At 62.0% G+C, this 22,856-nt stretch carries 18 protein-coding genes; 4 read left to right on the top strand and 14 right to left on the bottom strand.

Features of this window, described 5'->3' with window-relative positions:
* Positions 1–9 precede the first annotated feature (9 nt).
* A complete protein-coding gene (locus tag MOV76_RS04530) occupies positions 10–774 on the bottom strand; it encodes an SDR family oxidoreductase (protein ID WP_247263933.1) in 765 nt (254 codons plus the stop codon).
* 135 nt (positions 775–909) lie between these two features.
* On the opposite strand from MOV76_RS04530, the gene MOV76_RS04525 reads away from it, so the two are divergent.
* Both MOV76_RS04525 and MOV76_RS04520 read left to right on the top strand, forming a co-directional pair.
* Positions 910–1,851, top strand: coding sequence for a 2-hydroxyacid dehydrogenase (locus MOV76_RS04525; protein ID WP_247263932.1), 942 nt, complete (start codon positions 910–912; stop codon positions 1,849–1,851).
* A 10-nt stretch (positions 1,852–1,861) separates the two neighbouring features.
* Positions 1,862–2,893, top strand: coding sequence for an L-idonate 5-dehydrogenase (locus MOV76_RS04520; protein ID WP_028732402.1), 1,032 nt, complete (start codon positions 1,862–1,864; stop codon positions 2,891–2,893).
* 101 nt (positions 2,894–2,994) lie between these two features.
* Here the strand turns inward: MOV76_RS04520 and MOV76_RS04515 are convergent, their stop codons facing one another.
* Positions 2,995–4,071, bottom strand: a complete 1,077-nt coding sequence (locus MOV76_RS04515; RefSeq protein ID WP_018246836.1) for a LacI family DNA-binding transcriptional regulator — start codon at positions 4,069–4,071, stop codon at positions 2,995–2,997.
* 214 nt (positions 4,072–4,285) lie between these two features.
* Here MOV76_RS04515 and MOV76_RS04510 point away from each other — a divergent pair, with 214 nt between their 5' ends.
* Positions 4,286–5,212: an SMP-30/gluconolactonase/LRE family protein gene (locus MOV76_RS04510; RefSeq protein WP_247263931.1), complete on the top strand. Its 927-nt coding sequence runs from the start codon at positions 4,286–4,288 to the stop codon at positions 5,210–5,212.
* Between the two features lie 61 nt (positions 5,213–5,273).
* Here the strand turns inward: MOV76_RS04510 and MOV76_RS04505 are convergent, their stop codons facing one another.
* Together MOV76_RS04505 and MOV76_RS04500 are read right to left on the bottom strand one after the other, a co-directional pair.
* A complete protein-coding gene (locus MOV76_RS04505) occupies positions 5,274–7,379 on the bottom strand; it encodes a VWA domain-containing protein (RefSeq protein WP_247263930.1) in 2,106 nt (701 codons plus the stop codon).
* On the bottom strand, positions 7,376–7,900 hold the full coding sequence (locus MOV76_RS04500; protein WP_168319902.1) for an RNA polymerase sigma factor: 525 nt from the start codon (positions 7,898–7,900) through the stop codon (positions 7,376–7,378). Before MOV76_RS04500 ends, MOV76_RS04505 begins: the two co-directional genes overlap by 4 nt.
* A gap of 225 nt (positions 7,901–8,125) precedes the next feature.
* On the opposite strand from MOV76_RS04500, the gene MOV76_RS04495 reads away from it, so the two are divergent.
* The gene (locus MOV76_RS04495) at positions 8,126–9,037 is read left to right on the top strand and encodes an alpha/beta hydrolase (protein ID WP_247263929.1); all 912 of its coding nucleotides are present in this window, start codon (positions 8,126–8,128) and stop codon (positions 9,035–9,037) included.
* A 3-nt stretch (positions 9,038–9,040) separates the two neighbouring features.
* Here the strand turns inward: MOV76_RS04495 and MOV76_RS04490 are convergent, their stop codons facing one another.
* The 10 genes from MOV76_RS04490 to MOV76_RS04445 all read right to left on the bottom strand — a co-directional run bounded on the left by MOV76_RS04490 (position 9,041) and on the right by MOV76_RS04445 (position 22,773).
* The gene (locus MOV76_RS04490) at positions 9,041–11,044 is read right to left on the bottom strand and encodes a CocE/NonD family hydrolase (RefSeq protein ID WP_247263928.1); all 2,004 of its coding nucleotides are present in this window, start codon (positions 11,042–11,044) and stop codon (positions 9,041–9,043) included.
* A gap of 51 nt (positions 11,045–11,095) precedes the next feature.
* Positions 11,096–12,727, bottom strand: a complete 1,632-nt coding sequence (locus tag MOV76_RS04485; RefSeq protein ID WP_247263927.1) for an ABC transporter ATP-binding protein — start codon at positions 12,725–12,727, stop codon at positions 11,096–11,098.
* Positions 12,720–13,547, bottom strand: coding sequence for an ABC transporter permease (locus MOV76_RS04480; protein ID WP_047620502.1), 828 nt, complete (start codon positions 13,545–13,547; stop codon positions 12,720–12,722). Before MOV76_RS04480 ends, MOV76_RS04485 begins: the two co-directional genes overlap by 8 nt.
* Positions 13,544–14,548: an ABC transporter permease gene (locus MOV76_RS04475; RefSeq protein WP_018449111.1), complete on the bottom strand. Its 1,005-nt coding sequence runs from the start codon at positions 14,546–14,548 to the stop codon at positions 13,544–13,546. The genes MOV76_RS04480 and MOV76_RS04475 overlap by 4 nt, the downstream gene beginning before the upstream one ends.
* A 97-nt stretch (positions 14,549–14,645) precedes the next feature.
* Positions 14,646–16,235 (bottom strand): ABC transporter substrate-binding protein, encoded by a 1,590-nt coding sequence (locus tag MOV76_RS04470; RefSeq protein ID WP_047620501.1) that lies wholly within the window; start codon positions 16,233–16,235, stop codon positions 14,646–14,648.
* Between the two features lie 118 nt (positions 16,236–16,353).
* Positions 16,354–17,136 (bottom strand): carnitinyl-CoA dehydratase, encoded by a 783-nt coding sequence (locus MOV76_RS04465; RefSeq protein ID WP_115157861.1) that lies wholly within the window; start codon positions 17,134–17,136, stop codon positions 16,354–16,356.
* Between the two features lie 6 nt (positions 17,137–17,142).
* Positions 17,143–19,197 (bottom strand): acetate--CoA ligase family protein, encoded by a 2,055-nt coding sequence (locus MOV76_RS04460; RefSeq protein WP_247263926.1) that lies wholly within the window; start codon positions 19,195–19,197, stop codon positions 17,143–17,145.
* A 4-nt stretch (positions 19,198–19,201) separates the two neighbouring features.
* Positions 19,202–20,362: an acyl-CoA dehydrogenase family protein gene (locus tag MOV76_RS04455; protein ID WP_018246824.1), complete on the bottom strand. Its 1,161-nt coding sequence runs from the start codon at positions 20,360–20,362 to the stop codon at positions 19,202–19,204.
* A gap of 10 nt (positions 20,363–20,372) precedes the next feature.
* A complete protein-coding gene (locus MOV76_RS04450; RefSeq protein WP_115157859.1) occupies positions 20,373–21,863 on the bottom strand; it encodes a carnitine 3-dehydrogenase in 1,491 nt (496 codons plus the stop codon).
* Positions 21,864–21,870: 7 nt separating this feature from the next.
* Complete coding sequence (locus tag MOV76_RS04445) at positions 21,871–22,773, bottom strand: 3-keto-5-aminohexanoate cleavage protein (protein WP_018449115.1); 903 nt, start codon at positions 22,771–22,773, stop codon at positions 21,871–21,873.
* Positions 22,774–22,856: the final 83 nt, after the last annotated feature.

Genomic DNA, 22,856 nt, shown 5'->3' with positions numbered 1-22,856 from the left:
TCGTCTCTATCAGAGGCAGGTCGTAATGCCGCCGTCGACATACAGCGTGTGCCCGTTGATGAAAGACGAACCGCGGCCTGACAGGAAAACAGCGGCACCCACCAGTTCCTCGACATTGCCCCAGCGTCCGGCTGGCGTCCGCTTTTCGAGCCAGGACGAGAACTCCGGATTGTCGACGAGCGCCTGATTGAGCGGCGTCTTGAAATAGCCCGGCGCAATCGCGTTGATCTGCAGGCCGTACTTGGCCCAGTCGGCGCACATGCCGCGGGTCAGATTGCGTACCGCGCCCTTGGTCGCAGTGTAGGGAGCAATGCCGGGGCGCGCCAGTTCGCTTTGAACGGAGGCGATGTTGATGATCTTGCCCTGGCCGCGGGCGATCATGGGCTTGGCCGCTGCCTGGCCGACGTAGAACACGCTCGAAATATTGGTGGTCAGCAGCAGTTCCCATTTGTCCGCCGGAAAATCTTCCAGCGGCGTGCGAAACTGCATGCCGGCATTGTTGATCAGGATGTCGAGCGGCCCGATATCGGCTTCGATCGCGTCTATGCCTTCTTTGGCAGCATTCTTGCTGGTTACGTCGAAGATCGCCGCATGGGCCGACAGGCCTTGATCCTTGAGGCTCTCGACCGCGCGTTTGACGCTTTCGGGCGTGCGGCCATTGATGATCACCTCGGCGCCATGCTGCGCCAGGCCTTCGGCCAGGGCATAGCCGATCCCCTGGCTCGAGCCGGTGATCAGGGCAAGGCGTCCGGTAAGATCAAACAAGTTCTTCATGTAAATCACTCCTCCGGTCTCGCCGCAGGCGACGGCTTCAACTGCCGCTGACGGTGAAACTCACTTGACATCCCTTTTCCGAATTATATGTTATCGATAACATAATCAACTGTCAAAATGCGGGATGGAAACGGAATGCCTGAGGTAGAAATCTTGATGGCCGGAGCTTATCCGGAATGGGACATGGTGGATCTGGAGGCGAACTACCGCGTCCATCGCCTGTGGGAAGCGGCAGACCGGGACGAGCTGATTTCCAGGGTCGGCAAGGATATTCGCGCCATAGCGACCCGAGGCGAACTCGGAGCGTCTGCAGAACTGATGGCGCAATTGCCGAAACTGGAAATCGTCTCCTGTTACGGCGTCGGCACCGACGCAATCGACTTGTCCTATGCCCGCGCCAACGGCATTCGCGTCACGAATACCCCTGATGTGCTGACCGAAGATGTCGCCGATATCGCCATCGGACTGCTGCTTGCCACGGCGAGGCAGGTCCCGCAGGCCGATGTTTTGGTCCGCTCCGGCCAGTGGGGCAGTGTCGCCATGCCGCTGGTGACGCGCGTCTCGGGCAAGAAAGTGGGGATCGCCGGCATGGGGCGGATCGGCAAGGCGATCGCCAAGAGGGCTGTCGCTTTCGGCTGCGACATCTCCTATTTCGCCCGCCATGACCACACGGATGTAGCTTACGCCTATGAACCCGACCTGATCGCGCTTGCGGATTGGGCCGACTTTCTGATCGTCATCGTCCCCGGTGGGGAGGCGACCATGAAAATCATCAATGCTGAGGTGCTTAAAGCGCTCGGTCCGAACGGCATCTTGATCAATGTTTCGCGCGGGACGACCGTCGACGAAGAGGCGCTGATCGCGGCCCTTCAAGACCGCACCATCCAGGCTGCTGGCCTTGATGTCTTCCTGAACGAACCCAGGATCGATGCCCGTTTCCTGACCCTCCAAAACGTCGTGTTGCAGCCCCATCACGGCTCTGGCACTGTCGAGACCCGCAAGGCCATGGGCCAACTGGTCAGAGACAATCTCGCTGCGCATTTTGCAGGCAGCCCGCTTCCAACTCCCGTCGTGTGAGGGTCCCGATATGAAAGCCATCGTCATTCATGCCGCCAAGGATCTGAGGATCGAAGAGCGCGAGCCGGAGGTTGCGGGCGCCGGGCAGGTGGAGATTGCCATCGAAGCCGGCGGCATCTGCGGTTCCGACCTGCATTATTACAATCACGGCGGTTTCGGCACCGTTCGCCTGCGCGAACCGATGATCCTCGGCCATGAGATCGCCGGCACGGTCAAGGCGCTGGGCTCCGGCGTCACCGATCTTGCCGTGGGAGACCGTGTCGCGGTTTCCCCGAGCCGGCCGTGCAACCATTGCCAATATTGCCTGAAGGGGCAGCAAAACCACTGCCTCAACATGCGGTTTTACGGCAGTGCCATGCCGATGCCGCATATTCAGGGTGGCTTTCGCCAGCGGCTGGTGGCGGAGCGCTGGCAATGCCACAAGGTCGCCGATGGCATCTCCATTCACGAGGCCGCCTTTGCCGAACCCTTTGCGGTGACGTTGCATGCGGCAAACCGCGCCGGATCGCTGCTCGGCAAACGGGTCCTTGTTACGGGTTGCGGCCCGATCGGGATGTTGGCGATCGTCGCGGCGCGCGTTCTCGGCGCCCGCGAGATCGTTGCGACCGACGTGACCGACAGCGTTCTGGCAATTGCCCGCACCAGCGGCGCGGATCGAACGATCAATGTTGCCACGCATGCTTCCGACCTTGCGGCTTACAGCGCTGACAAGGGATACTTCGATGTCATGTTCGAGGCGTCAGGCAATGAGCGGGCGGTGCGTGCGGGCCTGGAGACGCTTAAGCCCCGCGCCGTTCTCGTCCAGCTCGGCCTTGGCGGCGATGTCTCTATCCCGCAGAACATGATCGTTGCGAAGGAAATCGAGATGCGCGGCACATTCCGTTTTCACGAGGAATTTGCGCTCGCCGTCGAGCTGATCAACGCGCGCCGCGTCGATCTAAATCCACTGCTCACAGGTGTTTTCGGGATCGAAGAGGCCGTCGCCGCCTTCGAACTGGCGGGCGACCGCAGCAAATCCATGAAAGTCCAGATCGCCTTTTGACCGGCTGCATAACTCCTTAGATCGGAATCGATGTAGGGATAAAATTGCCTTCAAAGTGTTACGGCGCCGCGCATGTGAAAAGACGCGCGGCGCTGCAGTACTCAAGCGGACGGCGCGCCGTTACGATCCGTGCTTTCGCGCAAGACAACCTTGTAGCCGGTCAATGTGATCTCATCGCCGGTCGAGTTGCCGGTATGGAGGGCATCCAGCAGGCGGGCGGCCGCCTGACGGCCGATGCCATAACAATCGACATTGATGGTGGTGATGCGCGGATGACAGATGGACGAGATCTCGTAATCGCCGAAACCGGCAATGGCGATGTCCCGCGGAACCTTCATTCCCCGGCGCGTGCATTCCATGATGGCGCCGAAGGCGGAAAGGTCGGAGACGCAGAGAACCACTTCCGTGTCCGGCCAGCGCTCCAGCAGGCTGACGATTGCCTGGCCGCCTTGTTCCATGGTGATAGGCGGGACGCCGAAGGAAATCATCCGTCCCGGCCCCAGGCCGAGTTCTTCAACAGTTTTCTGGAAACCGCTTCGCCGCTGGCTGCCGCGCGTATCGCGCGCCGTCGTTCCGCCGATATAGCCGAACTTCCGATATCCCTGGCCGGCCAGTGTTCGCACCAGCAAGGCCATCGCCTCGCCGTTGGAAAAGCCGACGACCTGATTGATCGGATTTTCCGGAAGTTCCCAGGTTTCGACAACGGGAATGCCGGCTTTTGCAAGCATGCGCCGCGCGCGTGCCGTGTGCGAACCACCGGTCAGGATGATGCCTTCAGGGCGGCGGCGCAGCATCGCCTCGATCAGTTCTTCCTCTTTCTCCGCCGAATAGTCGGTATAGCCGAGAAGGAGTTGAAGGCCGGTATTCTGCAGCGCATCGGTAATGCCCCGCGCCGTGTCGGAAAAATTCGAATTGTTGATCGAGGGCACCAGGGCGGCGATGAAACCGCTCCGCCGCGACGAAAGACTGCCGGCCGACAGATCGAGCACATAGCCGAGCGCGTCGACGGCTTCCATGATACGCTTTCGGGTCTCCTCGGAAACGCTCGCATCCTGGCGAAAGGCACGCGAGACGGTCATGGCGGAGACGCCGACATATTTGGCGACCTCCGCCATCGTCAGCTTTTGAGCGTCTCCCGGCTTGAGACGCTTGTCTTTCGGCTCATCCTCGTTTTTCACTGGTCTCCGCTTTCACAAAGCTTCCGAGTTGGGCAATTCAAGACACGATAAAGTTATCGCTATCATCGCACAATCAATATTATTGCAGGAATGCACCGTTCCAAAGTCTGAAAACCAAGTTTTTTCGCAGCGGTCGGCAGATCGATGTCTATACGAAGCCCTCAAAACGCGCCAAGATGATATCGATAACAATTAGAGGAAACGGAGGAGCATCATGTTCGGGCAAATTGACGGTACGGGTTTTGAGGTTCTCGACCCGCGCTTTGAAAGCTGCTTCGTCGGTCACGCTCGCGTCGAGCGGCTTTGGACGGGTGGCCGCTGGCTGGAGGGGCCGGCCTGGTTTGCCGCCGGGCGCTATCTGGTTTTCTCGGACATCCCCAACAACCGGATGATGCGCTACGACGATACCAGCGGGCACACATCGGTATTCCGCTCTCCCAGCAACAACTCGAATGGCAACACTGTCGACAATCAGGGACGGCTCATCACCTGCGAGCATCTGACGCGCCGTGTCACGCGAACCGAATTCGACGGCAGGATCACCGTTCTGGCCGATCGAATTGCAGGCAAGCGGCTCAATTCTCCAAATGACGTCGCCGTCAGGTCCGATGGGACCGTCTGGTTCACCGACCCGAGCTACGGCATCCTTCACGACTATGAGGGCGACTACGGCGACGAGGAAATCGGCGGATGCCACGTCTACCGGCATGACCCGGCAACGGGCACGACCGATCAGGTGACGTCCGATTTCGTCAAGCCGAACGGGCTGGCTTTTTCCCCGGATGAGACGGTGCTCTATGTTGCAGACACCGGCGCAACGCATCTGCCCGGCGGTCCGCGCCATATCAGAAGGCTCGCAGTCTCGAATGAGGGCAGGCTGACCGATCTCGGCGTTTTCGCAGAATGCACCTCAGGTCTGTTTGATGGTTTTCGCGTGGATCGCAAAGGCAGGATATGGACGAGCGCCGGCGATGGTGTCCACGCCTATGATCCGGATGGAACGCTGCTCGGCAAGATCCATATTCCTGAAGGCGTCTCCAACGTCACTTTCGGCGGAGAGAAATCGAACCGTCTCTTCATCACCGCGAGCACCTCTCTTTACGCTGTTTATCTGACTGCCAACGGATCGAGACTCGGATAACGCCGAAAAGAGGCCGCCTTCCGGGACGGCCTCTCGTTTGCCGCGGTTTTTACGTCTTGCCTCACCGTTGGCTGAGGCCGTCCGCCAAACGAACGAGGCTGAGGAAATCCGACCTGTAGCCGAAAGTGTCCGCTCCCCGCGATGCCGCGGCGAGATCGGCGATCGCCTGGTAAGAATAGGAATCGACGGCGGCAATCCGGCTCAGTTTCTGGCCGAAGGCGGCGACGGCCACCGAGAAACGGACATCCTGCGGCGCGGCATCGACGGCGGCGACCGTGTTGCTGTCATTGACGGGCGTGGTGACGAGAGCACTCTTATCCTCGCCCGGCCGTTTGTAACGCATCTTGACGAAGGCAAGCTCGCCTTGACGCGCGGTATCGGCGTTCTCGGCCGGCGCATTGTTGGCCGCGCCATAACGCAGGTCGTCATTCATGACCGCGGGGCTTCCCTTCGGCGTAATTTCGTAAATCGCCGTGACGCTGTGGCCGGAGCCGATATCGCCGGCATCGACACGATCGTTGTTGAAATCCTCGCGCTTCAGCGCTCGCGTCGCGTAGCCGATCAAGCGGTATTCGACGATCCGCTCCGGGTTGAACTCGACCTGGAATTTGACGTCGCTGGCGATCGGAAACAGCGTCGAGCCTGCTTCTTCGACCAGCGTTTTCTGCGCCTCCGCCAGGGTGTCGATATAGGCCGCACTGCCGTTGCCGTTCTGCGCCAGCGACTGCATCAGGGAATCGTTGAGATTGCCCCGCCCGAAACCGAGCACGGTGAGGAAAATACCGTCCTTGCGCCTCTCCTCGATGATGCGCTTCAAGTCGTCGTCGCTCGACGGGCCGACATTGAAGTCGCCGTCCGTCGCCAGCATTACGCGGTTGACGCCGTCCTTGACGAAGGCCTGTTTGGCAAGATCGTAGGCTGCCTCGATGCCTTCTGCGCCGCCGGTCGAGCCTCCTGGCTCCAGCCTGTCGATTGCAGACAGGATCTTCGATTTCTCCGCCACGCGTGTCGGGGACAGCACCGTGCCGGCATTGCCGGCATAGGAGACGATCGAGACGGTATCGTCGGCCTTCAACTTGTTGACGAGGAGCCGGAAGGCGCTCTTGAGAAGCGGCAGTTTGTCCGGCTCGTCCATCGAGCCCGACACGTCGATCAGGAAGACCAGATTGGCATGCGGCGTGGTCGCCGGCGCGATGTCATAGCCCTTGATCGCCACATGCATCAATTCCGTGTCGTGGTTCCACGGCGTCGGCATGACAGTCACTGTCGCCTTGAAAGGCTGGGCGGCATTATCAGGGCCCGGCCAGTCATAGGGGAAATAATTGATCATCTCCTCGACGCGAACCGATTGCGGATCGGGTAGCGCCCCGCCGGTCAACGACCGGCGGACGAAGGCATAGGACGCGCTGTCGACATCGGCGGAAAAGGTCGAAACCGGATCCGTCGCGACGCTCTTGATCGGATTTGCCGCGGCATTGGCAAACCGCTCGCGATTGGGATCGAGCTGAATCTGGACACGCCCCTCCGCAGGCGGAGCAGGCGAGGGGGCGATGGCGGCCATCGGTTCGGCCAATTGCTGCTGGGGGGCGATGCCGGGAGCGGCCGGCGCAGAGCGGTTGGCGGCCCCAAATGCCGTGGCGGAACCCTCCGATTTGTTCGTGAGGGTGGCGATGTTGTTGGCGTCGAATTCGGATATCCGCGCCGCGCCGGGTTTCGCGACGGCCGGTGTCTCCTTGTCCTGCAGCGCTTGCGCGTCAACGACAGATTGCCCAACCAGGGTACCGTTTTCGGCCGGTGCTTGCGGCGCGACCGCGACCGGTTGTTTCGACGCCTCCCCTCGCGAAAGGTTGTCGGCGATCTCAGTCTGGTCGACGATCGGCAATCCGTTGCGGGTCAGCTCGATCGCGAGATAACCGGCGGCCGGAATGACGAGCAGCGTCGCAAGGGCTGAACCGGCGAGGAATTTCTTGTTCATGGCAGGGCTCCATATCCAGTTGATGATGGAGCTTTGACGCCAGCCTTTCGCATTTCCTTGGGGCGCCGGCGCATTATTTCCGGCGGTGTCGAAGGCCTGCATCGCAGCAGTAAGCGCGCGCGCGCGCGCCTCCGGCGTCGCTGCCGGCGGTGTGGAGTGGGAGAGCTTTTCGAGTTCCTTGTCCACGTTCATACCTCTTCCTTGCCAAGCACGGCCTTCAGCCTCTTGCGCGCCTCATGGACCTGCCAGGACACGGTCGCCTCCGAGCAGCCCATGATATCGGCAGCAGCCGAATGGCTGAGACCTTCGCCGTAAACGAGCAGCACGGCGTCGCATTGCCTCTCCGGCAAGGCGCGCACGGCCGCCCACAATTCGCTCGATATCTCGTCGTCATTTCCGCCCGGCGCATCCTGCGGTGGTTCGGCGGCGTAAGCGCGGAATGTCTGCGCCTCTCGTGCAAGCTTGCGTCTATGGTCGCGGGCGGCGTTGAGCGTCAGAGTGTAGAGCCATGTCCTGAAGCGGCTGGCGCCGCGAAAGCTGCGGATGGCCGCGCCGAGCTTGACGCAGACCTCCTGGGCGATGTCGTCGGCGTCCGTGGAACTGCCCGACCAACGCCACGCCGTCGCATGGACGAAATCATAATGGCGCGAGACCAGTTGCCCGAAGGCCTCCCGGTCGCCGCCCTGCGCTCGTTCTATGAGCTCCACGTCCAATTCCGCACCTACCCCATGCTGCCAAGCAAGATGCTATTTCCAGATTGAGACGTTTCTCGGATGGCTTTCCTTGGGTCGATGGCCAAAAAATTATCGGGAATTTTGAGTTGGCGCGACATTCACGGGTCGCGACCAGACAGGTCGTCCCCGCCACGAAGGCGCATGATGAGGACAGAGTCGGCCAGGGACATGACCTGTCACGTCCCAAATCGCGAAAGGACCTCCATGTCCGCTCAACCACCTGCCCCCACCGAAAAGGGCATCCTGCAGTTTCTCGCGATTTGCGATGCCTTCTATCCGCCAGACGCCGTTCAAGCATCGATCGAACAGCAGCGACATTGGTACGACGCTCTCTGCGCACGCTTCGATCGCCCGCTGCCCCCGGAGATGATCTTTGCGGACGGCATGCTCCAGCGCATACCGATCCGGCGCTACCGTCCGCGGAAAATCAGCACGCGCACCATTCTGCTCTATCTTCATGGCGGTGGCTTCGTTGTCGGTTCGCTCGAGAGCCATCATGCCATCTGCGCCGAGATTGCTGATTTTGCCGGCGCGGAACTTGTTTCGGTCGATTACCGGCTAGCCCCTGAATATCGCTGGCCGGCACAGACGGATGACGGCTTTACCGTGTTGAAACATCTGCTTTCCGCCAACAGCAAGGTCGTGCTGATCGGCGACAGCGCCGGGGCCAATCTTGCGGCGGGCCTTGCGTTGCGGGCGCGCGACGAGGGCCTGTCAGGCGTCGTCGGCCAAGTCCTGATCTATCCGGCGCTCGGCGGTGACCTTACTGCAGGCTCCTATGTCGAAATGGCCGCGGCCCCCGGATTGACGACGGCGGATGTCGCCTATTATCGCGAGATCTTGCGGGCGCCAGCAGGCAACGAGATTGCCGAACCACTGCAGGCAGCTTCGCTTGCCGGGCTGCCGCCGGCCTTCATCACGGTCGCGCATTTCGATCCGCTCCGGGACGACGGCCGGCACTATGCCGCCCGGCTCACCGCGGAGGGCGTCGAAGTCTGGTTCCGGGAGGAGCCGCAGATGGTGCACGCGTGGCTGCGCGCCCGCCACATGAGCGATGGCGCGCGGGACGGCTTCCGTGCCGTTTGCGAGGCCATAAGGCGTTTTGCGCAGACCTGACGATCACATCAGGTCACGCGCGATCCGCTTTTCCGCAAAGACCTTTTCGAAGATCTGCACATCGTCCTCGAAAGCGGTGACGACAGCGCTGATGATCCAGTCGGTCTGGGTGCAGGCAATGCGCGCGGTCGCGACTGTGCGGACGAACCAGCCGGGACGGCGCATGTCGCAGGTCCAGGTCGACGTCCCAGTCATCGACAACGGATTATCGGGCGCAATCGACCAGACTTCCTCCCGCAATTGCCGGGTCGAGAGGCCGGTCTCAGGGTGTTCGGTGAGCCCGGTATCCTCGTGGATGTGATACTCCGTTCGGGCGGCCGAGAGATCGCGGACGACCTGCCGCTTCGTCGCGGCGGCCGCGTGCTCGATGTATTTCGGCAGCGGATCGGGATTGGCCGGTTCCTTGATGTCGATCCGCTGGTGCTCGCCGAGCATCGGCAGCCCCAGGCCGAGTGCCGCGATATCGACCTCGATGCCTTCGTCATCAGGCGGCGGCAGGATCATCGGCCAATATGCGGTGGAAAGCGAAAGGCGGATGCGATGCCCCTTGCGGAAGCGATAACCGCAGGCATCGAGCACGAGCCGGATCGACACCTTCTCGCCTGGCATCAGCGGCTTTGGATCTGCATTGCCGTCGCGGTGGGTGAGATTGAGGACGCCGAAGGCGACACGCGTTGCCGTGCCATCCGGATGGACATCGACGAGCCGGGCGCAGAGATTTCCGCCCGCCGTCCGAGAGCGCAGCGCAAGCGTGAGCACAGGCCGGCCGAGATAGTCGTAATCGCCAGCAAGCGGCATCGTATCGAAGATCAGCGACCCGGCATCGTCCGAGCGTTGATCGATCGCCATTTCGGCATCGGGCTTCAGCGTAAAATACTCACCGGATGCCGTCCCGGTGTCGAGCGGAGAGCGGAGATAGACGGGATGCTCGGGCGCGTGCGGAATCGGCATGCCTTCCGTCAGCTTGCCGAACTGCTCGACATAGAAACACTGCATCTGCGGCGGCGACCAGACATCCCTAGCAACCCAGAAACCCGGGTCGCTGTCACGTCGCGGGGCGGGGCGGATGGCATCGAGAATATAGGCGCGGGCCTGCGGCAGCCCGTCGATCCCATTGTCCTCGCCTCGCAGCCATTTGTTCCACCAGGCGATCGCTTCGCCATGGAAATCCGCGCGCGGCTTCGGCCAGGCAAAGTGCGGATATTTGTGAACCCAGGGACCGATCAGCGCTTTCGCTTTGTGGCTCAGGCCTTCGACCGCCATCAGAGGCGTATTGCGGTAGCCGTCCGCCCAGCCCGCGATGACAAGCGCGGGAATCTCCACGCTCGAAAAATCCTCTGAGATCGAGCCGTGACGCCAGAAATCATCGCGCCGCTGATGGCTTAGCCACTCCTCCATGAAGAAGGGTTCGCCGGCCAGGCGTTCCAGCCACATCTCCTTCCAGCGCTCGCCGACGAGTGCGGGGTCGGGCGAGCGCGACTGGTAACCGAGCATCGTTGCCGCCCATGAGAGCTGGGCGGAGAGATGGCAGCCGTTCTTGTAGTGGATGTCGTCATTGTAACGGTCGACGGTCGACGCGATCGATATGACGGCCTTCAGCGCCGGCGGTCGCAATGCTGCGACCTGCAGGCTGTTGAAGCCGCCCCAGGAGATGCCCATCATGCCGACCGAGCCGTTCGACCATGGCTGCGCGGCAATCCAGGCGATCAGCTCGCAGGCATTGGCAAGCTCGCTTTCGGTATATTCGCCGTCGATGACGCCGCCGGATTCTCCGGATCCGCGGATATCGACGCGCACACCGGCAATGCCTGCGGCCGCGAACACCGGATAGGTCGACTCATCCCTGAGGCAGGTTCCGTCCCGTTTGCGATATGGCAGGAATTCGAAGACGGCAGGAACCGGATCTTCCTCAGCACCATCCGGCATCCAGATGCGCGCGGCAAGCCGCGTCCCATCCTTCAGGGTAATCCATTCATTCTCGATGGTGGCGAAGCCGCGCGAGGTCATGCTCATTCCTTGATGCACTTTCCGTGAGACGAGGGCTTTGCCCTCGTCGAGTCAGTTACCGGCGCTCTCCATGCGACGCGTGGCAAGCACCCGTTCCAGCCAGCCGATTTCCATTTCCGGTACGGATTTCAACAGCAGATCGGTGTAGTCGTCGAAGGGCGGGGAGAGCGCCGTCGATTTCGGACCGAACCGCACCAGCTTGCCACGATGCATCACCGCCACGCTGTCGGCAATCGCCCTGACGATCGCGATGTCGTGGGTGATGAAGACGTAGGACAGCTGTTCTTCTTCCTGCAGGCGCAGGAGCAGCTTGAGGATACCCTCCGCCACCAGCGGATCGAGCGCCGAAGTCGGCTCGTCGCAGAGGATGAGTTCGGGCTTGGCGGCAAGCGCTCTGGCGATCGCGACGCGCTGCTTCTGGCCACCTGATAGTTCGGCCGGGTAGCGGTCGACGAAACCCTTGCCCATTTCGATCTGGTCGAGCAGTTCCTTGACCCGGGCGGTTTTCTCGGCACCTCGAAGGCCATAATAAAAGGTCAGCGGGCGGCCGATGATGTCGCGAACCGTCTGCCGCGGGTTCATCGCCGTATCGGCCATCTGGTAAATCAGCTGGATACGCCTCAGGTCGTCATTTGGCCGGCTCTTAAGGTCTGGCATCAGCGGCTTTCCATCAAAGACGATGCGCCCGCTGCTCGGCGGCAATAGGCCGGTGATGACGCGCGCCAGGGTCGATTTGCCCGAGCCGGATTCGCCGACGACGGCGAGTGTCTGGCCCTTCGGCACATGCAGCGAGACATCGTGGAGCACCTTGAAACCGTTGGAATATTCGGCACTGACATTTTCCACCTTGAGAAGTGCCGTGGACTGATCGGCCGCCTCCTCACGATAGGCCTGCCTGACATTGACGAGGGCGCGGGTATAATCCTGTCGCGGCGCCTCGATGATTTGCTGGACGCTGCCGTATTCGACTTGCTTGCCATAGCGCAGAACCATGATGTCGTCGGAGATCTGGGCGACGACGGCGAGATCGTGGGTGATATAGAGGGCGGCCGTGTGCGTTTCCTCGATGGCATGCTTGATCGCCGCCAGCACGTCGATCTGCGTGGTGACGTCGAGCGCCGTGGTCGGCTCGTCGAAGACGATGAGTTCGGGGTTGGAGCAGAGCGCCATCGCCGTCATCGCCCGCTGCAACTGGCCGCCGGAGACTTGGTGGGGAAAGCGCTCGCCGAAGGTTTCGGGATTGGGCAGGCCGAGAACCCCGAACAGATAAAGCGCACGTTTGCGCGCCGCGTCCTTGGTCATCAAACCATGTTTGACCGAAGCTTCGATCACCTGATCGCCGAGTCTGTGCGCCGGATTGAAGGCGGCGGCGGCCGATTGCGCGACGTAGCAGACCCGGGCGCCGCGAATTTTCCGGATGCCGTTCTTGCCGAGCGTCAGGATATCGGCGCCGTCGAGCAAGACCTCGCCGCCGGTGATTTCGGCGCCGCCACGGCCATAGGCAAGCGCGGACAGGCCGATCGTCGACTTGCCGGCACCCGATTCGCCGATCAGGCCGAGGACCTTGCCCTTCTGCAGGTCGAAGGAAACCCCGTCGACGATCGTCACCCGCCTGGGCGGTTCGCCCGGCGGATAGCTGGTTGCTTCGATCTTCAGATTGCGAACGGAAAGAAGCTCAGGCATCGCCGCGCCCTCCCTTGAGGCTGGATGTGCGTTTCAGGAGCCAATCGACGACGAGGTTGACGCAGACGGCAAGCACGGCGATCGCCGTGCCCGGCACCAGCGCCGCCGAGATGCCGAAGATGATGCCGTCCTTGTTGTCCTTGACCATGCCGCCCCAATCGGCCGCGGGCGGCTGAATGCCGAGGCCGAGGAAGGAAAGCGTCGAGAGGAACAGGATCGAGAAGGCGAAGCGCAGCCCGAACTCGGCCAGCAGCGGCGACAGGGTGTTCGGCAGGATTTCGCGGAAGATGATCCAGAGCTTGCCTTCACCGCGCAGCTTGGCCGCCTCGACGAATTCCATCACCGCGACATCGAGTGCCACGGCGCGGCCGAGACGGTAGACGCGGGTGGAATCGAGGATCGCCATGACGAGGATCAGGACGACGATATTCTGCGGCAGGACCGCAAGAACCACCAGCGCGAAGATCAGCGTCGGGATCGACATCATCAGATCGTTGAAACGCGAAAACACCGTGTCGATGATGCCGCGCGAGACGGCAGCGGTGAAGCTCAGGATAATGCCGAGCGAGAAGGAGATGACGGTGGCAGCGGACGAGACCAGCAGCGTCGTGCGCGCGCCGTAGATCAGGCGCGAGAGGATGTCGCGGCCGAGATTGTCGAGGCCGAAGATGTATTGATTATCCGGCAGCTGCCAGACGTCGCCGACGACCTGCGTCTCGCCATAAGGGGCGAGCCAGGGGGCGAAGAGCGCGAAGATGAAGGCGATGGCGATACCGGCCATGCCGATCCAGGCGGTGATGGGGATGTCTCTCAATCTCATCGCGGATGCCTCAGCCGGGGATTGGCGATAATCGCGAGGATATCGGCCGTCATATTGAGGAAGATGTAGACAGCTGCGAAGATCAGGCCGCAGGCCTGTACCACGGGCATGTCGCGCACGGTGACCGCATCGACCATATATTGCCCCATGCCGGGATAGACGAAGACCACTTCGACAACGACGACGCCAACCACGAGATAGGCAAGGTTCAGCGCGATGACATTGATGATCGGCGCGAGCGCATTGGGGGCGGCATGCTTGACGATCGCGCGGAAGGCGCTAAGGCCCTTCAGCTCTGCGGTCTCCATGTAGGCGGAGGACATGACTGAGAGGATCGCCGCTCGCGTCATGCGCATCATGTGCGCGAGCACGACGAGCACGAGGGTCGCCGTCGGCAGCGCGATCGCCTTCAATCGTTCGACGAAACCCATGCTGTCATAGACGGTCGCTGGAAAGGTCGCCATGCCAAGGTTCACTGCGAAGACGAGGATCAGCAGGTAGCCGATGAAGAATTCCGGCAGTGAGATCGCCGCAAGCGAGATCACGTTGATGATCTTATCCGGCAGGCGGTTGCGGAAATGCACTGACAGCATGCCGAGGCCGACCGCGAGCGGCACGGATATCACCGCTGCGAAACCCGCCAGGAAAAGCGAATTGCCGAGGCGCTTGCCGATCTGTTCGCTCACCGAATTCTTGCTGGCCCAGGAGGTGCCGAAGTCGCCCTGAACGGCGTTGCCGAGCCATTCGACGTAGCGCGTCGTGATTGGACGATTCAGCCCGAGATCCTCTCGAATATTGGCAACGGCCTGCGGTGTCGCCGACTGACCGAGATAGGTGGTGGCAAAATCGCCGGGCAGGGCTTCCAGACCGCCGAAGATCAGGATGGAAACGGCAAAAAGCAGGACCAGGCTCAGCACGAAGCGCTCGAGGATAAGGGCAAGCAGCGGAAAGCGCTGCCGGAACCCGAGGCCGGGCAAGATGCTTGGGGCAGGATTGGTCATGGCGAGGACCTCGCGCTAGAACGTCGGGAGGACCGCGGGATTTCATCCCACGGTCCAGGCTTCGTTGGAGATCGGAGGGGCAAACGCCCCCTTGCCATCAGGCGTCCAGCCAGACGCGGGTCGCGACGTAGCCGTTCGACATGTCGTTGCCGATGTCGTGGACATAGCCCTTCACCTGCTTGGTGGAGGCGTTCACGAAGTCGTTGAACATCGGCAGGATCACCCCGCCCTCGTCGCGCACCGTCATCGCCATGGTGCGATACATGTCCTTGCGCTTGGCTTCATCAAGTTCGGAGCGGGCCTGCAGCAGCAGCTTGTCGAAGTCAGGACGCTTGAACTTGGTGTCGTTCCAGTCCGCCGTCGAGAGATAGGCGGTGGAATACATCTGATCCTGCGTCGGACGGCCACCCCAATAAGAGGTCGAGAAGGGCTGGACGTTCCAGACGTTGGTCCAGTAGCCGTCGCCCGGCTCGCGCTTGACCTCGATTTCGATGCCGGCCTTTTTGCAGCTTTCCTGATAGAGAACGGCCGCGTCGACGGCGCCGGGGAAGGCGACTTCGGAGGTGCGCAGAAGGACCGAGCCGCTATGGCCCGACTTCTTGTAGTGGAACGCCGCCTTGTCAGGATCGTAGGCGCGCTGCTCGATGCCTTCGGGGAACAGCGCATAGGTGCTGTTGATCGGGAAGTCGTTGCCGACCTTGCCGTAACCGCCGAGGATCTTCTGCACCATGGTCTCGCGGTCCATGGCGTATTTGAGGGCCAGGCGCAGGTCGTTGTTGTCGAACGGCGCCTTGTCGCAATGCATGATGAAGACGTAGTGCCCGCGGCCGGCAGTCGAGAGGATCTCGACATTCGGCGCGCGCTTCAGCAGGTTGACGGTCTTCGGGTCGACGCGGTTGATGTAGTGCACCTGACCGGACGACAATGCCGCGATGCGGGCGGTGGCGTCGTTCATGCCGATGATCTCGATCGAATCGACATAACCTCGGTCGGAGCGCCAGTCGTCCTTATTCCTTTCGAAGGTGGCGCGGACGCCGGGCTCGAAGCTCGTCATCTTGTAAGGGCCGGTGCCGATCGAGGCCAGCGGATCATCGACGCCGCCGTTCGGCTGAATGACCAGATGGTAGTCGGACAGCAGCAGCGGCATGTCGGCATTGCCTTCGCTGAGGGTCAGCACGAGATTGCCGCCGTCGGCCTTGATCTCCTTGATCGAGCCGAGAACACCGAGCGCGCCGGATTCCGACTTCGCGTCCGTGTGGCGCTTCAGCGTCGCTACAACGTCGTCGATCGTCAGCTCCTTGCCATCGTGGAACTTGACGCCCTTGCGGATCTTGAAGGTCCAGGTGACAGCGTCCTTCGACGGCTCCCAGGATTCGGCAAGCGAGGGCACGGCAGCACCCGTCAGTGGATCGGACTCGACCAGCATGTCACCCCAGCAGCGGCCGATGCAGAACATGACCTGCGATAGGAACTTTGCCGGATCCTTCGAATCGGTGGCCGCACCTCCTTCGAGGCCGAGCTTCAAGTGGCCACCGCGTTTCGGTTCGGCGGCTTCGGCGCTTTCGGTGAAGAGCTTGTCGGCGACGGCAAGTGTGATGCCCGCCGCCATGGCGCGTCCCATGAATTCGCGGCGGCTGAGCCCACCGGCGGTGACACGGCTTGCGAGATATTTCGTGTAGTCGTTCATTCCCCAGTTCCTTCTTTATGGTGCGTTGACAGAACTTCCGGGCAGGTCCGCAGACGGTTTCCTCTCCATCTCCGGTGCCCGCATCATGCGGGAAAACAGTGCGGTTGCTGCCGCGCGGTTATTTTCCTTTCCAAATGGGGCTTCGCTTCTCGGCGAAGGCCCGTGCGCCTTCCAATTGGTCTTCGCTCGAATAGAGCCTGTCGACGGTCGCAAACTGCCGCTTGGTGATCTTGTTCATGGCAGTCTGGAACGTCGAACCCTCCGCTTCGCGCACGATTTCCTTGATGGCCGCATGGACGAGCGGCGGCCCGCTCTCGAGCAGCCTAGCAAGCTCCCATGCTCTCTCCATCAGCCTGTCGGCCGGCAGGACCTCGTTGACGAAACCCCAGCGATGCGCCTCGTGAACGTCGAGCCAGCGACCGGTCAAAAGCATGTCCATGGCGATGTGGTAAGGAATGCGTTTCGGCAGCTTGATCGAAGCTGCATCGGCAACCGTGCCCGAACGGATTTCCGGCAGGGCGAAGGTCGCGTGCTCGGCGGCGATGATCAGGTCGGCAGAAAGCGCAATCTCCAATCCACCGCCGCAACAGATGCCGTTGACCGCACAAATGACCGGCTTGTTGAGATCGCGCAGTTCCTGCAGCCCGCCGAAGCCGCCCACACCGTAGTCCCCGTCGACCGCATCACCTGATGCCGCTGCCTTGAGATCCCAGCCGGCACAGAAAAATTTCTCGCCGGCGCCCGAGACGATGGCGACACGCAAGGCCGGATTGTCGCGGAAATCCCGGAAGATCACCCCCAGGGCACGGCTGGTCGCAAGGTCGATGGCATTCGCCTTCGGCCGGTCGATGACGACTTCGAGTACTCCACCGTCATGTCGTGTGCGAATGTGGTCGCTCAACCTTTACTACCTCCTCCGCCGTACGAGGGCATCGACTACGACAACACCATGCCCTTCGGGAAGAACCATCAATGGATTAATGTCGAGTTCCTCCAGGGATGCCGCGTTCTTTACGACATAATCTGCCGTTGCTGAGACAGCACCGACCACGGCTTCGAGATCGCCTTTTGGCCGCCCGCGATAGCCATAGATCAATTTTGCAAGTTTGAGACGCGAAATTGCCGCGTGAATGTCGGTTTTCGTCGCCGGAAGGGGCAGAATGACGGAATCTTCAAACAATTCAACGAAGATTCCGCCCGCTCCCAAGGTGAGCGACAATCCGAAGACAGGGTCGCGGATGGCGCCGACAATGAGCTCGGCGACCGGTGAATCGATCATTTTCTCGACGAGATAACCGGCATTCGGCGGCATGGCCGCCGCCGCATTTGAGACCGCTTGCATATACTGTAGGTTGAGTGCGACCGCCCCAGCCTCGGTCTTGTGTGCAATGCCGAGCGCTTTGAGCACGACAGGAAAACCGAGCCGCTCAGCCTGCTCGGCCGCTTGACCGGGAGAGGAGGCCACCAGCCCTTGCGGAACCGGAAGGCCGAAGGCGGCAAGCTCGACCTTCGCATCGGCCTCCGTCAGCGTCTCGATCTCGCCATCGATAGAGGACACATCGAGCAGCGGCAGGGGCGGCGGGCGATCCCACGCCTGGCCGATGCCGGCGGCGACTTCCGCAGCCGTGATGGCTTCGTCGATACCGCAGAAGGCAATGATGCCATTTGCCATCAGCCGATCGGCGATCGGCTCCGGCATGTTTTCCGGAAGGGTTGCCAGAAGGCCGGCCAGCGCACCGGTTGCGGCGGCAGCCGTCATGACCGCGTCTGCCGTCATCGCCCATTCGGATGCATCGCAGCGGTCACCGCGGGGGAAGTCGAGGACGACGAGATTGAGGGCATAGCCGCCGTCGAACATGGCGCTGAAGGCTTCGGTCTGGCGTGCGAGATCCCCCCACACGAAGGTGTGGTAATCGAGCGGATTGGAAAGCGTCACCATCTCGCTCAGCACCCGCCGCAGCCGTTGCAATTGTTGCGGCTGCAACGCTGGGAATTCCACATTGCGACCGACGGCGGCATCCGCCATCAGCGAGGCTTCGCCCCCCGAACAGCTCATCGACGAGATCGAATGGCTGGCGAGCGGTCCGGCGACATGCAGCAACTTCAGGGTTTCGAGCAGCGCCGGCAAGGTCTGGACACGGCCAAGGCCGAGGCGCGCGAGCACGGCGTCGGCGACCGCATCGCTGCCGGCAAGCGAGGCTGTATGCGACACCGCCGCGCGTTTTGCCTGCTCGGACCTGCCGACCTTCAGCACGACGACCGGCTTCCTCGACCGCCGGGCCATGGTGGCCAGACGTTCGAGTGCAGAGAGATCGCCGAAACCTTCGACATGAAGGCCGACCGCCGTGACGCGCGGGTCGTCGATCAGTGCGCAGGCGACATCGGCAAGCGATGTCTGCGCCTGATTGCCGGCAGTGACCACATAGGCGATCGGCACGCCGCGGGTCTGCATGGTCAGGTTGATGGCGATGTTGGAGGATTGCGTGAGGATGGCGACGCCACGTTCGATACGCTGCATGCCATGCTGATCGGGCCAGAGCAGCGCACCGTCGAGACCGTTGATCAGCCCGTAGCAATTCGGCCCGAGGATCGGCATGTCGCCAGCCGCCTCCAGCAAGGCCTGCTGCAGCGCGGCACCGTCGCCGAGTTCACCTGTCGCCTCGCTGAAACCCGATGCATAACAGACCGCCCCGCCGGCACCGGCCTCAGAAAGGCTGCGGACAATCTCGACGGTCAGCGTCCTGTTGACGCCGACGAAGGCGGCGTCAGGCGCCGAAGGCAGATCGGATACGGAGCGATAACAGGGCCGCCCGAGCACCTCTTCGAGCTTCGGATGGACAGGCCAGATCTCGCCCGCAAAACCCATGCGATCGCACTGCTCGATCACCCTGCGCGCCTCGCGGCCGCCAAAGACGGCGATCGTTTGCGGTCTGAGCAGGCGGTCGAGCGGGCGAGGCGTCATCGGCTCACGCTCCCAAGGGTCTAAGCAGGTCGCGGCTGATGATATGCCGCTGGATTTCAGAGGTGCCGTCCCAGATGCGCTCGACGCGCGCATCGCGCCAGAAGCGGGCGAGCGGCAGGTCGTCCATCAGGCCCATGCCGCCGAAGATCTGGATCGCCTCATCGGTGACGCGGGCCAACATTTCGGAGGAGTAAAGCTTGGCCGAGGCGATCTGCCGGTCTGCGGAGAGCCCGGCATCGAGCCGCCAGGCGGCGGCGAGCGTCAGCCAGTCGGCCGCGTCGATCTCGGTTATCATATCGGCGAGCTTGAACGACACGCCCTGATTAGCGCCGATCGGCTTGCCGAACTGTTTGCGCTCGGCGGCGTAGGGCAGCGTCATGTCGAAGACGCGCCGTGCCCGGCCGACGCAGGTGGCGGCAACCGTCAACCGTGTGCCGTAGAGCCATTGATTGGCGATATCGAAGCCGCGATGCACCTCGCCAAGTACCTGGCTCGCCGGAATCCGGCAATCTTCGAAGCTGAGCGTTGAGTTGTGGTAGCCGCGATGCGAAACGGAATCGTAGCCTTTGAGGATTTCGAAGCCCCGCGTGCCGCGATCCACCAGGAAGGCGGTGATCTTCTTCTTGATGCCTTTCGGCGTCTCTTCCTCGCCCGTCGCGGCAAAGACGATGACGAAATCGGCGACATCGGCATGGGAGATGAAATGTTTCGTGCCGTTGAGGACGAAATCGCCACCGTCGCGGCGGGCAGCGCATTTCATGCCGCGCATGTCAGATCCGGCGTCCGGCTCGGTGATGGCGAGCGCGTCGATCTTCTCACCGCGCACTGCGGGCAGGAGGTAGCGCTCTCGCTGCTCGCCCTCGCAGGCCATCAGGATGCCGGAGGGCCGGCCGAAGAAAACCGTCAGCCCCAGGGAACCGCGCCCGAGCTCCCGCTCGACCAGCGTGAAGGTGAGATGGTCGAGGCCGGCGCCGCCGACTTCTTCCGGGAAATTGCAGGCATAGAAGCCAAGATCGATGCATTTGCGCCGGATCTCGTCTCCGAGCTCCGGCGGGACGACACCGCTGCGCTCGACCTGGTTCTCGTGCGGATAGATTTCGGTCTCGACGAAGGCGCGGACCGTCTCGACGATCATTACCTGTTCTTCGCTCAGTCCGAAATTCATGCCGATCCTCCTACCGTTTCTGGCCGACGTGACGGCCAACACCTTCAGGCGCGGCCAAATTCGCATGCGCTTCGGCAATCGACTTGACTTTGTCGAGAATGACGGCCGGCGCCGGTGTCGCCTTGCCGGCCTTGCTGTCGACATGCAGCAACATGTGCTCGGCGGTTGCCAGAGCTTCGCCCGTCACTGTGTCGTGGAGGGTGTGGAAGACATGCAGCCGCTTCTCGTCGACGGAGAGGATCTGGCAGGTCGAATGGATCGCCTGGCCGAGCTTCGCCTCGCCGAGATGGCGGATGTGGGTTTCCACCGTGTAATAGCTCCGCCCCGCCTCGACATAGGCGAGATCAACGCCGATGAGGCGCAGCAATGCATCCGAGGTATCCCCGAAAACCTGCAGATAACGGTGTTCGGTCATATGGCCGTTATAGTCGACCCAGGCGGGGCCGACTTTCGTCTCGACAAGCCGCAGCGGCTTTAACGGGTCGAAAGACGTATTTGCCCTGCCGGCTTCTGCCCAGAGCGATTGCTCGAAGTCTTTCAGCAGCTTGCCGGCGCCCCAGCCCTCGCCGTCGTGACCGCCCTTCAGGGCCTGCAGGATGCCGACGAGGTTTTCGTCGCGGATGCGTTCGAGCTCGCGGATCGACAGTCCAGCCGCCTGTTCATCGGATTGCCGGCCGATCTTTTCGATCAGTGCATCGTCGAGATCGACGACATCGGTGAGCTTGGTCCACGGCCAGGCGAGGCATGGACCGAACTGGGCAAGGAAGTGACGCATACCGGCCTCGCCGCCGGCAATGCGGTAGGTCTGAAACAGGCCCATCTGCGCCCAGCGCAGGCCGAAGGAGTAGCGGATGACGTCATCAAGCGTCTCGACCGTGCAGATATCGTCGTGGATCAGCCACAAGGCCTCGCGCCAGAGCGCTTCGAGCAGCCGGTCGCCGACAAAGGCCTCGATCTCCTTGGCGATGTGGACGCCCTTCATGCCGATCGGCGCCAGTCTTTCCATCGCCGTCTGGATGGTCGCCGCCGAGGTCTTTTCGCCACCGACGATTTCGACGAGCGGCAGCAGATAGACGGGATTATAGGGGTGGGCGACGAAGAGGCGTTCGGGATGCTTCATGTCGCGCTGCAGATCGGTCGGCAGCAGGCCTGAGGTGGAAGAGCCGATCAGGGCGTCCGGGCGCGCCACAGTATCGATCTCAGTCAGCACCCCGCGCTTGAGGTCGAGCCTTTCCGGCACGCTTTCCTGAATCCAGTCGGCGCCGGCGACGGCTTCCTCGAGCGTCTTGCAGAAGGTCAGCCTGCCGCGGGGCGGCAGGGGTGCTCCGGTCAGCATGGCATAGGCTTTTTCGGCGTTGGCAAGCACTTCGCCGACGATGCGGCTCGCTTCCGGATGCGGATCGAACACGTTCACGTCGATGCCGGCCAGCAGAAATCGCGCGATCCATCCGCCGCCGATGACGCCGCCGCCGATACAAGCCGCTTTGGTGATCCCTGTCATGCCGTCCTCAGCGCTTCGTCAGTTTGAGTTTCTTGCGAACGTCTTCCGGACCGATGATCCGGGCACCCATGCCCTCGACCACCTGCACGGCCTTTTCGACGAGTTGCGCATTGGTGGCGAGCTGGCCCTTGCCGACGAAGAGGTTGTCCTCCAAGCCGACGCGCACATTACCGCCGGCGAGAACGGCGGCTGCCGGATAGGCCATGGCGTTGCGGCCGATCGAAAAGGCCGAGAAGGTCCAGCTCTGAGGCACGTTGTTGACCATCGCCATGAAGGTATTGAGATCGTCGGGCGCACCCCAGGGAATGCCCATACAGAGCTGGATCAGCACCGGGTCTTCGATCAGGCCTTCCTCGGCAAGCTGCTTGGCAAACCAGAGATGGCCGGTGTCGAAGGCCTCGATCTCGGGCCGCACGCCGAGATCCGTCATCTTCTTTGCCATGGCCCGCAGCATGGCCGGCGTGTTGGTCATGACATAGTCGCCGAGATTGAAATTCATCGTGCCGCAGTCGAGCGTGCAGATCTCCGGCAGGCACTCGGCGACATGGCTGACGCGCTCGGTGGCGCCGGCCATATCCGTGCCCTTAGGATTGAGGGGAAGGGGGCTTTCGACATCCCCGAAGATCAGGTCCCCGCCCATGCCGGCGGTGAGATTGAGGACGACGTCGACATCGGCCGAGCGGATGCGGTCGGTGACTTCCCTGTAGAGATCGTTGCGGCGGCTGGCAGCACCCGTTTCCGGGTCGCGGACATGGCAGTGAACGACCGCAGCACCGGCCTTTGCCGCATCGATGGCGGAATCGGCGATCTGCTTGGGAGTGATCGGCACGTGGCTGGATTTGGAAACCGTATCGCCGGCGCCGGTGACGGCGCAGGTGATGAAGACATCGCGGTTCATCGCAAGAGGCATGCTTTTGTTCTCCCTCGTCTTGTCCGCATTACGCGACAGGATGGATGGCGATGCGTTGCATTTTCGGAAGCAATTGATACATT

Source organism: Rhizobium sp. PRIMUS64, assembly GCF_023006465.1.
In the GTDB taxonomy this organism is placed as follows: Bacteria; Pseudomonadota; Alphaproteobacteria; order Rhizobiales; family Rhizobiaceae; genus Rhizobium; species Rhizobium leguminosarum.
Note: the sequence above shows the minus strand (reverse complement) of the source record. Positions and strands in the feature narration are given on the sequence as shown.

What these genes read in the sequence shown, in the direction of transcription:
- MOV76_RS04530 (WP_247263933.1), bottom strand. Translation starts at nt 774, where the DNA reads ATGAAGAACTTGTTTGATCTTACCGGACGCCTTGCCCTGATCACCGGC.
- MOV76_RS04525 (WP_247263932.1), top strand. Translation starts at nt 910, where the DNA reads ATGCCTGAGGTAGAAATCTTGATGGCCGGAGCTTATCCGGAATGGGAC.
- MOV76_RS04520 (WP_028732402.1), top strand. Translation starts at nt 1,862, where the DNA reads ATGAAAGCCATCGTCATTCATGCCGCCAAGGATCTGAGGATCGAAGAG.
- MOV76_RS04510 (WP_247263931.1), top strand. Translation starts at nt 4,286, where the DNA reads ATGTTCGGGCAAATTGACGGTACGGGTTTTGAGGTTCTCGACCCGCGC.
- MOV76_RS04505 (WP_247263930.1), bottom strand. Translation starts at nt 7,379, where the DNA reads ATGAACGTGGACAAGGAACTCGAAAAGCTCTCCCACTCCACACCGCCG.
- MOV76_RS04495 (WP_247263929.1), top strand. Translation starts at nt 8,126, where the DNA reads ATGTCCGCTCAACCACCTGCCCCCACCGAAAAGGGCATCCTGCAGTTT.
- MOV76_RS04490 (WP_247263928.1), bottom strand. Translation starts at nt 11,044, where the DNA reads ATGACCTCGCGCGGCTTCGCCACCATCGAGAATGAATGGATTACCCTG.
- MOV76_RS04485 (WP_247263927.1), bottom strand. Translation starts at nt 12,727, where the DNA reads ATGCCTGAGCTTCTTTCCGTTCGCAATCTGAAGATCGAAGCAACCAGC.
- MOV76_RS04480 (WP_047620502.1), bottom strand. Translation starts at nt 13,547, where the DNA reads ATGAGATTGAGAGACATCCCCATCACCGCCTGGATCGGCATGGCCGGT.
- MOV76_RS04475 (WP_018449111.1), bottom strand. Translation starts at nt 14,548, where the DNA reads ATGACCAATCCTGCCCCAAGCATCTTGCCCGGCCTCGGGTTCCGGCAG.
- MOV76_RS04470 (WP_047620501.1), bottom strand. Translation starts at nt 16,235, where the DNA reads ATGAACGACTACACGAAATATCTCGCAAGCCGTGTCACCGCCGGTGGG.
- MOV76_RS04460 (WP_247263926.1), bottom strand. Translation starts at nt 19,197, where the DNA reads ATGACGCCTCGCCCGCTCGACCGCCTGCTCAGACCGCAAACGATCGCC.
- MOV76_RS04455 (WP_018246824.1), bottom strand. Translation starts at nt 20,362, where the DNA reads ATGAATTTCGGACTGAGCGAAGAACAGGTAATGATCGTCGAGACGGTC.
- MOV76_RS04450 (WP_115157859.1), bottom strand. Translation starts at nt 21,863, where the DNA reads ATGACAGGGATCACCAAAGCGGCTTGTATCGGCGGCGGCGTCATCGGC.
- MOV76_RS04445 (WP_018449115.1), bottom strand. Translation starts at nt 22,773, where the DNA reads ATGCCTCTTGCGATGAACCGCGATGTCTTCATCACCTGCGCCGTCACC.